Source organism: Novosphingobium sp. SG707, assembly GCF_012275515.1.
Taxonomy (GTDB): Bacteria; Pseudomonadota; Alphaproteobacteria; order Sphingomonadales; family Sphingomonadaceae; genus Novosphingobium.
The window spans coordinates 123,338-136,154 of record NZ_JAAZQL010000003.1; the positions used below are offsets into that span (position 1 = coordinate 123,338).

Sequence of the window (12,817 nt, forward strand, 5' to 3'; positions counted from 1 at the left end):
GGCACGAAAGACTCAGCCGCCGCGTTGCTTCCCTCGCGCGTGCCTCTAGCCAAGAACGGCAGGATTGCAAGGTTTGCCGCACATACAAAAGGAGGCAGCGGTGCAAACCCCTGCCCCCTTTATGTTATTCGCAGTACCGATTACGCCCGGCGGTCGCCCTTGACCCAGCGCACGGTGCCGGTGCTGGCGCGCATCACCACGCTTTCGGTGGTCAGACGGCCGCCGCGCGTGCGCTTCACGCCTTTCAGCAGCGAGCCGTCGGTCACGCCGCTGGCGGCAAAGATGCAGTCGCCCTTGGCCAGCTCGGTCAGGTCATAGATCTTGTTGAGATCGGTGATGCCCCATTTGTAGGCGCGGGCCTTTTCATCGTCATTGCGGAACACCAGACGGCCCTTGAACTGACCACCGACACAGCGCAGAGCCGCTGCGGCCAGCACGCCTTCCGGCGCGCCGCCCTGGCCCATATACATGTCGATGTTGGTTTCCTCGGTGTTGGTGGTGGCGATCACGCCCGCCACGTCGCCGTCGCCGATCAGATAGACGCCGCAACCAAGCGCGCGCAGTTCGTCGATGAGGTCCGTGTGGCGCGGGCGGTCCAGCACGCAGACCACGATGTCCTCGGGCGCCACGCCCTTGGCGGCGGCCACGGCCTTGACGTTCTCAGTCGGGCTCTTGGCCAGATCGATGATGCCATCAGGATAGCCCGGCCCCACGGCCAGCTTGTCCATATAGGTGTCGGGCGCGTTGAGCAGCCCGCCCTCTTCGGCAATCGCCAGCACGGCCAGCGAGTTCGGCCCGGCCTTGGCGCAGATCGTCGTGCCTTCCAGCGGGTCGAGAGCGATGTCGATCTTGGGGCCCTTGCCCAGCGCCGCGCCGACCTTTTCGCCGATATAGAGCATCGGCGCCTCGTCGCGCTCACCCTCGCCGATCACCACGGTGCCGTCGATATAAAGTTCGTTGAGCTTCTCGCGCATGGCTTCGACTGCGGCGGCGTCGGCGGCCTTCTCGTCCCCGCGTCCGATCAGCTTGGCCGAGGCGATGGCGGCCGCTTCGGTCACGCGCACCATTTCAAGCACCAGAACGCGGTCGAGAATCTTGCTGGCAGGAGTAGCGCTCATAATCTGTCCGATTCCTTCAGGAATGTATGGCCCCTATGCCGGACCTGTTGGTCGGCAGTGTGAATGCACGTTGTGAATACCTATGCAGACACGTCCGCTTACCTATGCACAGGCCGGTTGTCGAGCGGACAAATGCCGCAAACGCGAAGTCAAAGGTCCAAAACGGGCAACATACGAACCCAGTTATTGAGCCGACAAAGAAAAACGCCGAGGGCATGGCCCCCGGCGTCGAAATTGTCTGAGTTACTGCGCATTTGCTCCCGGATTTCGGCGGAGCAAATGCGCCGCCTTACGCGCCCAGAATCTGCATGACCAACGGCTGGCCTACCAGGCTGGGCGAACCTTCGAGCAGCGCCAGCGCCTTGGCCACGGCCGCCTCGGGCACTTCATGCGTGACGATGGCGACGATGACCGCCCCGTCCTTGCTGGCCTGACCTTTCTGGATCAGGCTCTCGATGGACACACCCGCATCGCGCATAGCGGCAGTGATTTCGGCCAGCACGCCCGGACGATCCGCCACGAGGAAGCGGATATAGGCGCGGCCAAGGCGATGACCGGCAGGCGCAGGCGCCATGTCTTCCAAACCATCAACGGGGATCGAAAAGGCCATGTCGGCTTCAAACCCGGTGTCCATGCCGCGCGCGATGTCGATCAGGTCTGCCACCACCGCCGAAGCGGTCGGACCATCGCCCGCGCCCGCGCCCTGAAACAGCAGGCGGCCCGAGAAATTGCCCTCGACCACGACCGCATTGGTCGGGCCATCGACATGGGCGAGCAGATTGTCGAAAGGCACCAGATGGGGCGCAACGCGCTGGAACAGGCCCGGCGTGCCCTCGGGTCCGGCATCGGCCTCGGCGGTGCCGATCAGGCGGATGCAATAGCCCAGCGAATCGGCCTGGGCGATATCGGCCGCCAGGATGCGGCTGATGCCCTGCGTGTCTACGCTGCCAAAGTCGATCTTGGCGCCGAACGCAATGGCCGACAGGATGGACAGCTTGTGCGCGGCGTCGATGCCCTCGATGTCAAAGGTCGGGTCGGCCTCGGCATAGCCCTTGGCCTGCGCCTCGGAGAGCACCTCGGCGAAATCACGGCCGGTGTCTTCCATCGTCGAGAGGATGTAATTGCAGGTGCCGTTGAGGATGCCGTAAAGGCGCTCGACCCGGTTGGCCGCCGCACCTTCGCGCAGGCCCTTGATGACCGGGATGCCGCCCGCCACGGCCGCTTCAAAACGCATGGCCACACCCTGCGCTTCGGCTTCCTTGGCCAGCGCCATGCCGTGATGGGCGATCATCGCCTTGTTGGCCGTCACCAGCGCCTTGCCATGGCGAATCGCATTGCGCGCCAGCACCAGCGCCGGGCCGTCCGACCCGCCGACCAGTTCGACCACCACGTCCACGTCATCGCGCGCGGCCATCGCGGTCATGTCGTCTTCCCACGCATAGGGCGAAAGATCGACGCCGCGATCCTTGCCGCGATCACGTGCGGAAACGGCGGAAACCTTGATCGGGCGGCCTGCGCGCCGCGCGATCAGATCGGCATTGGCCTCCACCAGCCGAATGACGCCCGCGCCCACCGTGCCAAGGCCCGCCAGCGCAATGCGCAGCGGCGGCTTGCCGGATTGGGGCGAAAGGGTGGCGCTATCGACAGTATCGGTCATCGTGGAATCCTTGGATTTGACGATGCGCCACCTAGGGGGCAATTGGATTGCCAGCAAGCCTATTTGGCCGGTTTGGCAATATCCCCGCCCCACGCAACCCGCGTGCGCGTGCAAGGCCCCAGATCGCGGCGCACCAGCAGATAATCTGCGACAGCCTGATCCTTGGCCTCCTGCGTTTCGCCCAGATTGGCCGAAGCGGGCAGCGTTTCGGGCAGCGAGCAGGCCAGACGATACCATTCCAGCGTGCCTTGCGCGGGCGGGGCATTGGCCGCATCGACCACTTCGGAGAAGGACGCGCTCCAGCGCGAGGGCTGGCCCGGCTTGTGCTGGACAATGATGGCCGCGGGCGTGCCCTTGGCCGTGGTCAGGAAGATCTGCGTTTCGCCTTCGCCTGCCAGATCGCCCTGCTGATAGAGCGCCATATTGATTCCCGTAATATGGGGCGGCGAATCAGGGGCGGCCAGATCGGCCAGAATCTTGCGGACCTGCGCCTCGAGCGGCTGGCTCCAGGGCAGCTGGGCATCGGGCGAAACCAGCTGGATATCGCCCGGCGTGGTGCCGGGACGGGCAAAGATCAGCACCATCTGTTTGCGCGGATTGGGAATTTTGTGGCGCGAATCGAGCCGGATATCGGCCAGATAGCGCACCGAGGCCGAAACCGAGCCGGTTCCGCTCAACAAATCAATTCCCTGCGCCTCGACATAGGCACGCTGGACGGTCAAAAAAGGCGACGTCTCGCGCGGCAGAGGCATGGGAATCACCTTTTTCAGCTCGGCGAAGACGACCAAAGGCGACGATTCGGCCAGACCAACAAGGTCAGCATACGATTGTACGACATTTTGCGTAAGGGGCTCCTGAGCCCCCGCAGAGACCGGAACAAACAGCGGCAATAGAGCCGCAAAGCAAGCCGATTTCCATGCTCGGATGCCTTGAAACATCGCGGAAAACTCCGAAAAATTCGCCATTGGCGCATAACCCCTGCAAAAGGCCCCCAAGGGTGCCTGTTAGATAGGCTTTAACACAAATGAATTTTGCCTGAACCCCACCCCCCTGCGCATAAGGCGTTGCGCCGAGTCGGCAAGGTGGCTAGGATTGGCAAAAAAGCGGACCCCCAACAAAGGGGGCCGATGCGTTCGCCGAAAGCCGACACATAAGGCATTTGGCGAATATCCGGTAAATCCGGCAGGGTGGATATGAGCTTTTCCCCATGGACTTCGCCTTCGGGTTCGGTTCATGGTCGGCCCGGGGCTTGCCCGGGTTTTTGTATGGAGTGATGCGTCTGAATGGCCTACGCTGATCAACAATTGAGCGGTAATCGCCTTACCGCCATTATCATCGTTGCCTTGATTCACATCGTCGTTGGTTATGCCTTGGTCTCTGGTCTTGCCTACTCGGCCGTCCAGAAGGTCATGAAAAAAGTGACGACTGTCGATATCAAGCAAGAGGAGAAACCGCCGCCACCGCCTCCGCCGCCGCCGAAGGACGCTCCGCCGCCGCCGATCGTCGCTCCGCCGCCGCCGGTGAACGTGGCGCCCGTCAGCGCGCCCGTGATCGAGACGGTTTCGGTTGCCCCGCCGCCGGCGCCGCCTGCCCCTGTGCTGGCACCGCCTGCGCCTTCGGCGCCGCCGCCGCCGCGTTTCACGCCTGTTGGCGCTGCCCCCAAGGGCAACCCCGCCAACTGGGTGACGCCTGAGGACTATCCTTCGCGCCCCCTGCGTGAAGGTGTGCAGGGCACGACGGGTTTCAAGCTGACCGTGGCCCCTGACGGGCGCGTGTCGGGCTGTGAAATCACGGCCAGCTCGGGCAATGCCGAACTGGATGCTGCCACCTGCAAATACGCCACCAGCCGCGCGCGCTTTGCGCCCGCCAAGGATGGCGAAGGCCAGCCCACCACCGGCGTTTATGCCAATCGCGTGAAGTGGGTCATCCCGAAGGACTGAGCCACACTCCCCAGGGGATCTGCGGCATGAAGGCCCGGTCCCTACTGTAAATGACCCTATTCTCTACTCGAGAGCCCTTTGAGAGGACCATCGCATGCTTATTGACATTCTGACCGCCGCTGCTGGCGCGGCTCCGCAGAACAAGTTCGGCTTCAAGGAAGCCCTGGAACAGGGCGGTCTGATCGCTCAGTCGACCGTGACCATCATGGCGATTTTCTCGTTCGGTTCGTTCTTCGTGCTGTTCACCCGCTGGTCGGACCAGTCGAAGATCCTCAAGCAGTACAAGGCTCTGGGCACGTTCTGGAAGGCCGCTTCGCTCAAGGAAGGCGCCGCCAAGCTGGAAAAGACCAGCCCGTTCCGTGACATCGTCGAAGCCGGTATCCTGGCCGAAGAAAACCACGGCAAGATGGCCGACAGCCTCGAAGCCCACGACTGGGTCCACTCGTCGCTGGCCCGCACCGAAGCCTCGATCGGCGCGTTCCTTGCTCGTGGCCTGCCCTTCCTCGCCACCGTCGGTTCGACCGCTCCTTTCGTGGGTCTGTTCGGTACCGTGGTCGGCATCTACCGCGCTCTGATCGCCATCGGTCTGGCCGGTTCGGCATCGATCGACAAGGTTGCCGGCCCCGTGGGTGAAGCTCTGATCATGACCGCCATCGGTCTGCTCGTCGCTGTGCCTGCCGTGCTTGCCTACAACTTCCTGCAGTCGCGCAACAAGCGCATCAACGAGCTGCTGACGGGCTTCTCGGCTGACGTGCTGGCCTACATCAACTCGAAGGGCGCCATCAAGCCGGCCGTGGCTGCTGCCCCGGTGAAGGCTGCTCCGGCTCCCGCCGCCAAGAAGTAAGACATGAGGTTGCATCCGGGCGGCCAGTCCGAGCGGATGCTACGGGAAATCATGCGCGGCATGCGGCATGATTTCCCGGCCCTCCCCTCCCCCCAATCCCTCCTCTCGAAAGAGGGCATTGCAAGAGTAGGATCATAACATGGCAATGTCTGTTGGCGGCGCGGGCGGCGAAGAAAAGCCGATGTCCGACATCAACACCACCCCTCTGGTGGACGTGATGCTGGTGCTGCTGATCATCTTCCTGATCGCAGTTCCGGTTGCGATCCAGACGATCCAGAAGCTGAAGATCCCTGTGATGGTTTCGCAGGAATCCAAGGATAAGGTCGAAAACCTGCTGATCACGGTCAGCACCACCGACGCTGCCGGTCGCAGCGCCGGCGACCCCGGCTTCGAAGGCGCGTCGCGTGGTGGCGAATGCCGCATCTACTTCAACAACATCACCCCCGTTGACTCGACTGAACTGTACGACCAGGCGTTCAAGCGCCTTGACGACATCATCAAGCGCGAGGGCGGTGCAGAGGTTCTGCGCGATAACCCCGAAAAGGTGCCGCAGGTTCACGTTCGTGCCGACGTCGAAGCGCCCTGGCGCTGCGTCGCGGGTGCGATCTTCAACGTGCAGCGCGCGGGCTATCCCACGGTTGGCTTCATCTCGAACCCGGTCGATCCGAACGGCTGATAAGCCCTTTAACTCAGGAGTAACATCCCATGGCAATGTCAGCCGGTAAAGACGATGGCGAGCCAATGTCGGAGATGAACACGACTCCGCTGATCGACGTTATGCTCGTTCTGCTGATCATGTTCATCATCACCATTCCGGTGGCCACCCACGCGGTGAACATCGACCTGCCTTCGCCGCCGCCGCCGAATATGCCCAAGCCGCCGGTCGACCCGATCAAGAACAAGGTTGTGCTTACCCCGGATAACCAGATCCTGTGGAACGGCACGCCGATCGACCGCAGCGTGCTGGCCGCGAACCTCAAGGCTTCGCGCAGCATGACCCCCGAGCCCGAACTTCAGTTCGAGCCGGATGCGCAGTCGGGCTATGAACTGGCAGCGAATGTGCTGAACATCATCAAGGCCTCGGAAGTGACGAAGTTCGGCTTCGTCGGTAACGAGCGCTATGCCACTTTCAACAAGGCTGCCGGGGCCAAGTAAGGCCAGGGTATGCTGCGTTAAACGGCAAGAGAGAGGGGCGGAGCGATCCGCCCCTTTTTTGCGCCCTATTCCGGCGCGGGATCGCCCATGGCGATGGCGGCCAGCGCCTCAGCCTCCAACAACAGCTCATCATCGGCGGCGCCTGCGGGCAGGCTCTCGCGCCCGATCATGGTCAGCGTCGGCACGGCCAGCGGGCTGACGCGCGACAGGCGCTGATGGCGGATCGCCGATTGCGCCCGGTCCAGCACCTCGGCCACGCGGGCCACGTCGGTCATCTTCTGCCGCGCATCGGCCCATGCGGCTTTGAGCAGCAGATGATCCGGCTCATAGCGGCGCAGCACGTCATAGATGAGATCGCTTGAAAAAGTGACCTGCCGGTTGGTCTTGCGCTTGCCCGGTATCTGACGCTCGATCAGGCCGGAGATGACCGAAGCCTCGCGGAAGGCCCGGCGAAGCAGATAGGAATTTTCCACCCACTCGACAAATTCCTCGACCAGAATGTCGGGCGAGAGCAGCGCGGCGGGGTCCTCGACCGGCCGCAGCCCCCAGACCGCCAGCGCATAATCATTGGCCACAAAGCCCAGCGGCGAGAGGCCCAGCGCCTCCATCCGCCGCGTCATCAACATGCCCAGCGACTGATTCGCGGGCCAACCCTCGAAGGTGTAGAACACGCTGTAGAAGCGGTCCTGATGGGGAAAGCTCTCGACCAGCAGTTCGCCCGGGCGCGGCAGCACCGATACCCGCGCCTGCACCGCCAGCCATTCATGCACATCCTCGGGGAAATCATCCCAGCGCGCCGGATCGTTCAGGATCGCCCGCACCCGGTCGGCCAGATGCGAGGAGATAGGAATGCGCGCGCCATTATACGAGGGAATCGCCGCCGAACGCCGCGAGGCCCGCACCAGCAAGGCCCCCTCGCGTAGCGACTCGACCTCAAGGTCCAGCCCGGCAAAGCGGAACGTATCGCCCGGCCCCAGCGAGGCGGCGAAATCCTCCTCCACCCGCCCCAGCGCGCGGCCATTGCGAAAGGCCACCTCGACCATATCGGCGTCGACAATGATCCCGGCATTCAACCGATAGGAGCGCGCCAGATCGGGATGGCTCAGCCGCCAAAGCCCATCGCGGCCATGGGTGATCCGGCGAAACCGGTCATAGGCCCGCAGCGCATAGCCGCCGTTCGAGACGAAGCCGAGCACCCGCCCCCACTCCTCCTCGCCCATATCGGCATAAGGCGCGGCGCGACGGACCTCGGCCAGCAGAGCGTCGCCATCGAACGGCCCCGCGCAGGCCAGCGCCAGCACATGCTGGGCCAGCACATCGCGGCCGCCCGGGCGCAGGTCCTCGCCATCGCGCGTGCCCGCCCGCACCGCCTCGACGGCGGCCACGGCTTCGAGAAATTCAAACCGGTTGCCCGGCACCAGCACCGCCTTGGATGGGCAATCGAGCCGGTGATTGGCCCGCCCGATCCGCTGCAACAGGCGCGAGGAGCCCTTGGGCGCCCCCATCTGCACCACCAGATCAATGTCGCCCCAGTCCACCCCCAGATCGAGGCTGGCGGTGCAGACTAGCGCGCGCAGCCGCCCGCCCGCCATCGCCGCCTCGACCTTGTGCCGCGCCTCGGCGGACAGGCTGCCATGGTGGATGCCGATGGGCAGGTTTTCCTCGTTGCGATCCCACAGCAGGCCAAACGTATATTCGGCCAGAAAGCGCGTGTTGGTGAAGATCAGCGTGGTGCGATGGGCGCGAATCAGGTCGAGGATCTGGGGCACGGCCCAACTGGCCGCATGGCCGCTCCACGGAATGCGCTGGCCCGCAGGCAGCAGGATCGAGACATCCGCGGGCGCGCCCTCCTCGCCCGCAACCAGCGCCGCATCCTCGCCCACAGGCGCCAGCCAGCGCGCAAAGCCCGCCGGATCGGCCAGCGTGGCGGAAAGGCCGATCCGCCGCATTTCCGGCGCTAGGCTCTGCAACCGGGCCAAAGACAGCGCCAGCAGATCGCCCCGCTTGCCCGCCGCCATCGCGTGGATTTCGTCCACCACCACATAGCGCAGCCCGGCAAACATCGTCGCGCTTTCGGGATAGGACAGCAGCAAAGACAAAGATTCGGGCGTGGTCAGCAGCACATGGGGCGGATCGTGCCTCTGGCGCGCCTTGCGGTCCGAGGATGTGTCGCCGGTGCGCGCCTCGACCCGCAGGCCCAGCCCCATTTCGGCGACCGGCCCCAACAGGCCGCGCTGAATATCATGCGCGAGCGCTTTCAGCGGCGAGACATAGAGCGTGTGCAAGCCCCCCTCGCCTTTTTTGGCAGCCAAAACGCCTTCCGCCGCATCGCACAGCGTGGGCATGAACCCGGCCAGCGTCTTGCCCGCCCCGGTGTCGGCGGCCAGCAGCACATGATGCCCATCGGCCACCTGCGCCAGCACTTCGGCCTGATGGCGGCGGATATGCCACCCGCGCCCGGCAAACCATTCGGCAATGCGCGGGTGGACCTGCCTCACACCCCGCTTGCCCCACTCTGGCTCACCCCGCTTTGCGCCAGTTCTGCGTCCAACTGCGCCACCAGCGCGGCAAGCCCGGCCTCGCTTGTGCTCTCGGCGCGGGCCACCAGCATCTCCTGCGTATTGGACGCGCGCAGCAACCACCAGCCATCATCGCAGGACACGCGCAAGCCATCCATCCGGTTGACCCGCGCGCCTTGCGCCGCCAGCCTCGCGGCCACTTCCTCAACCACCGCGCGTTTACGATTGGCCGCCACAGGAAAGCGCAATTCGGGCGTGTTGAAGCAGACGGGCAGTTCATCGAACCAGTCCGCAATAGATCCATTTCGGCGCGAAACCGCGGCGATCAGCCGCACCGCCGCATAAAGCGCATCGTCGAAACCGTAGAATCGGTGCTTGTAAAAGATATGGCCCGAGGTCTCCCCGGCCAGCATCGCGCCGTTAACCTTCATTTCGGCCTTGATCAGACTATGCCCCGCAGGCCCCATCGCGGGCACCCCGCCCAGCGCCGCGATCCGGTCGTATACCGCCTGTGACGCTTTGACATCGCCCAGAATTACCGCGCCGGGACAATCGAGCAGAAGGTCCTGCGCCAGCAGCGCCAGCAGTTGATCGCCCAGGATCGAGCGCCCCCGCCCGTCGATTACCACGATCCGGTCCGCATCCCCGTCGAAAGCCACTCCGAAATCGAGATGTCTGGAGGCGACCAGCGCCCGCAAGTCTGCGAGATTTGCCTCAACAGTCGGATCTGGATGGTGGTGAGGAAAATGTCCGTCAACCTGCGTGAAGAGAAGATGATGCTCTCCGGGCAAGAGCGCGGTCAGGGCCTCGATGGCGGGGCCGGCGGCGCCGTTTCCGGCGTCCCAGCCAATGCGAAGATCGCCCGCCTTGTCCCAAAGCCCCGGCAGCAGACCATCGACCAGCCGCGCGACATAGGCGGGCAGAATATCCTGCCCTTCCACCGCGCCACGATGGACGAGATCACCGCCGATCCATTCACCGACAACACCTTCTCCGGCACCAAGTTCACCGGCAACACCGCTCCGCTTCGCAGCCGCCACATCCGCAGCGAGGAGCCCGATCCGCTGGATTTCGGCCCCGAACAGGGCGCCCCCAAAAAATACTATCTTGAAGCCATTATCATCGCGGGGATTGTGGCTGCCAGTTACGTGAATGCCGCCATCTACCTCCTGCATTGAGGCTTCGGCGTAATAGAGCATCGGGGTCGGACCAACCCCGATCCGCACCACATCCAGCCCGCCATCGCGCAGGCCCTCGACCAGCGCGGCCTCCAGCGCGGGGGCGCTGAGCCGCCCGTCGCGCCCCACAGCGATCCTGCGCCCGCCCCGCTCCTGCAGGGCCTGCGCCACCGCGCGGCCGATCGCATAGGCGTCGTCGTCGAACAGATTGCGGCCATAGGTGCCGCGAATGTCATATTCCCGGAAGATCGCCGGATCGGTCATGTGCCGGTTTCGGTTCCCAGCCGCGCCAGCAGCAGGTCGCGCGCATCATTGGCCTCATGCACCAACGCGGCATCGCCGCCGCGATCGGGGTGAACCCGCGCGATCAATTTCTTATGCGCCTCGATGATCGCCCCGCGCCCGGCCCCGGCCTCCACGCCCAGCAGGCGGCGCGCGCGCTCTACCGCCGTCGGCCCGGTCATACGCTGCCAATGCACCCATGGCCACTGGCCCGTCCATTGGCGGCACGCCCATGACGCCAGCACCAGCAGCAAAAGCAGCTTGACCATATCAGCCCGCCGACATCGCCTGCGCATCGCGCTGCACACGGGGCGCGGGCAGGTTCATGCCCGCCACCAGCGTGCGCAATTCCTGCCGCGCGACCAGATGGCTGGTGCCCAGATCGCCCAGATGCCCCTTGTCCAGCAAGGTCAGCCCGCTGGGGAACAATTCGCGGTAGATCACGCGTTCGGACAGGCCCTGGGCAATGCGAAAGCCCACCCGGCGCGAGAGTTCGGCCAACGCGCTGTCGATACGGCGCATGTTGCGCGCCTCGATATGCTGGGTGCGGTTGCGCACCACCACCCAGTCCATCTCGCGCCGATGTTCGTTGATCGTGGCCAGCGCCCGCTTCTTGCGCGCCTCCCAGATCATTTCGGCATAGAAGGACAGGCGGCGCACCTTGAAGGTCTCGGCATCCACTTGCCCGATGAGGTCGAAATCGACGAAACTGTCGTTGAGCGGCGTCACCAGCGTGTCGGCGCTCATCGCCACATGGCGGGCGAATTCATCGTCGCGGCCCGGCGTGTCAAAGATCAGGTAATCGACATCGCGCGACACATGCGCTGTCAATTCGTCCAGTTCCTGCGTGGTCGTGCCGCGAAACACGTCGAATTTCACCGTGGGCAGCTCGATGCCCCGGCGGCGCAGGGTCTCGCCGCGGTTTTCCATATAGCGGTGCATGGTGCGCTGGCGCGAATCCAGGTCGATCGTGCCCACCCGCGCGCCCAGATAGGCCAGCGCCACGGCGATGTGCACGGCGGTGGTGGATTTGCCCGTGCCCCCCTTTTCATTGGCGAAAACGATGCGGTGGGGACCAGACATGGCGGCTCTCTCATCACAGGGTTGGCGGGCTTAAAAGCGTTGCTGCCCGCGTCGGCCCGGCTTATCAGCCACCGCGCGAACAGTGTCAAAACCTTACCGAAGGGGCCGTGCCGGTGCAAACCATCAATCACCTCAATCTGCTGCGCGAAGCGGTGGCCGACTTGCGCAAGAGCGGCCGCGTGGCGCTGGTCCCGACGATGGGAGCCTTGCATTTCGGGCACTTAACGCTGATGCGCGAGGCGCGGCGCCATGCCGATCACGTGGTCGCATCGATTTTCGTTAATCCCCGACAATTTGCAGCGGGCGAGGATCTGGACGCCTATCCGCGCCAGTTGGCCGCCGATCAGGCCGCGCTGGAGAGCGAGGGCGTGGCGCTGCTCTGGGCGCCCACGGTCGATGAAATGTATCCCGCCGGTTTTGCCACCAATGTCGGCGTCTCGGGGGTCAGCGATGGCTATTGCGGCGCGGCCCGGCCCGGCCATTTCGACGGCGTGGCCACGGTGGTGCTCAAACTGTTCAATCAGGTGGCGCCCGATGTCGCGCTGTTTGGCGAAAAAGACTGGCAACAACTGGCGGTGATCCGGCGGATGGCGCGCGATCTGGATCTGACCGCGCCGCATGTCGATGCGATCATCGGCGTGCCCACGGTGCGCGAAGAGGACGGCCTCGCCCGTTCCTCGCGCAATGCCTATCTGACGCCGCAGGAACGCATCGAGGCGGCCTCTCTGTCGCGCGCGATGCGGGCGGCGGCGGCGGAAATCGCGGGCGGTGCGCCGATCGGCGAGGCGCTGGCCCGCATGGAGCAGGCGGTGCTGGCGGGCGGCTTTGCCTCGGTGGATTATGCGCAGGTCTGCGATGCCGACACGCTGGTGCCCTTGGTCACACGCGGCACCGGCCCGGCGCGCCTGCTGGCCGCCGCCCGAATCGGCAAGGCCCGGTTGATCGACAATATCGATGTTCCGCTGGGATAATTTGTCGGACCAGAGTGGCGAAATTTACCGAAACATGAACGGATTTTTGCCATATTGGCCATCTTGGTTT

12 protein-coding genes are annotated in these 12,817 nt (G+C 64.4%); 5 read left to right on the top strand and 7 right to left on the bottom strand.

Annotated features, from left to right (window positions below; genetic code table 11):
• Nucleotides 1-140 precede the first annotated feature (140 nt).
• The 3 genes from glpX to FHW92_RS09350 form a co-directional block, all read right to left on the bottom strand.
• Nucleotides 141-1,118: a class II fructose-bisphosphatase gene (gene glpX / locus FHW92_RS09340; RefSeq protein ID WP_168603011.1), complete on the bottom strand. Its 978-nt coding sequence runs from the start codon at nt 1,116-1,118 to the stop codon at nt 141-143.
• A gap of 289 nt (nt 1,119-1,407) precedes the next feature.
• Nucleotides 1,408-2,775: a homoserine dehydrogenase gene (locus FHW92_RS09345; RefSeq protein WP_168603012.1), complete on the bottom strand. Its 1,368-nt coding sequence runs from the start codon at nt 2,773-2,775 to the stop codon at nt 1,408-1,410.
• Between the two features lie 59 nt (nt 2,776-2,834).
• Entirely contained in the window at nt 2,835-3,527 is a 693-nt protein-coding gene (locus tag FHW92_RS09350) for a hypothetical protein (protein WP_168603013.1), read from the bottom strand.
• A gap of 657 nt (nt 3,528-4,184) precedes the next feature.
• Here FHW92_RS09350 and FHW92_RS09355 point away from each other — a divergent pair.
• The 4 genes from FHW92_RS09355 to FHW92_RS09370 all read left to right on the top strand — a co-directional run bounded on the left by FHW92_RS09355 (nt 4,185) and on the right by FHW92_RS09370 (nt 6,714).
• A complete protein-coding gene (locus FHW92_RS09355; protein WP_349237682.1) occupies nt 4,185-4,715 on the top strand; it encodes an energy transducer TonB in 531 nt (176 codons plus the stop codon).
• A 94-nt stretch (nt 4,716-4,809) separates the two neighbouring features.
• Nucleotides 4,810-5,559 carry a MotA/TolQ/ExbB proton channel family protein gene (locus FHW92_RS09360; RefSeq protein WP_168603015.1) on the top strand — a complete coding sequence of 250 codons (750 nt, stop codon included), beginning with the start codon at nt 4,810-4,812 and terminating at the stop codon, nt 5,557-5,559.
• A 139-nt stretch (nt 5,560-5,698) separates the two neighbouring features.
• Nucleotides 5,699-6,235, top strand: coding sequence for a biopolymer transporter ExbD (locus tag FHW92_RS09365; protein WP_172249169.1), 537 nt, complete (start codon nt 5,699-5,701; stop codon nt 6,233-6,235).
• Between the two features lie 29 nt (nt 6,236-6,264).
• The gene (locus tag FHW92_RS09370; protein ID WP_168603016.1) at nt 6,265-6,714 is read left to right on the top strand and encodes a biopolymer transporter ExbD; all 450 of its coding nucleotides are present in this window, start codon (nt 6,265-6,267) and stop codon (nt 6,712-6,714) included.
• A gap of 65 nt (nt 6,715-6,779) precedes the next feature.
• Here the strand turns inward: FHW92_RS09370 and FHW92_RS09375 are convergent, their stop codons facing one another.
• The 4 genes from FHW92_RS09375 to FHW92_RS09390 are packed head-to-tail and all read right to left on the bottom strand — an operon-like array spanning nt 6,780 to nt 11,776.
• Nucleotides 6,780-9,212 (bottom strand): ligase-associated DNA damage response DEXH box helicase, encoded by a 2,433-nt coding sequence (locus tag FHW92_RS09375; RefSeq protein WP_168602903.1) that lies wholly within the window; start codon nt 9,210-9,212, stop codon nt 6,780-6,782.
• On the bottom strand, nt 9,209-10,675 hold the full coding sequence (locus FHW92_RS09380; protein ID WP_168603017.1) for a phosphoglucomutase/phosphomannomutase PgmG: 1,467 nt from the start codon (nt 10,673-10,675) through the stop codon (nt 9,209-9,211). The genes FHW92_RS09375 and FHW92_RS09380 overlap by 4 nt, the downstream gene beginning before the upstream one ends.
• Nucleotides 10,672-10,962: a molecular chaperone DnaJ gene (locus FHW92_RS09385; protein ID WP_168603018.1), complete on the bottom strand. Its 291-nt coding sequence runs from the start codon at nt 10,960-10,962 to the stop codon at nt 10,672-10,674. The genes FHW92_RS09380 and FHW92_RS09385 overlap by 4 nt, the downstream gene beginning before the upstream one ends.
• A 1-nt stretch (nt 10,963) precedes the next feature.
• Nucleotides 10,964-11,776 (bottom strand): division plane positioning ATPase MipZ, encoded by an 813-nt coding sequence (locus FHW92_RS09390; protein WP_168603019.1) that lies wholly within the window; start codon nt 11,774-11,776, stop codon nt 10,964-10,966.
• Nucleotides 11,777-11,889: 113 nt separating this feature from the next.
• Here FHW92_RS09390 and panC point away from each other — a divergent pair, with 113 nt between their 5' ends.
• Nucleotides 11,890-12,747: a pantoate--beta-alanine ligase gene (panC, locus tag FHW92_RS09395; protein ID WP_168603020.1), complete on the top strand. Its 858-nt coding sequence runs from the start codon at nt 11,890-11,892 to the stop codon at nt 12,745-12,747.
• Nucleotides 12,748-12,817: the final 70 nt, after the last annotated feature.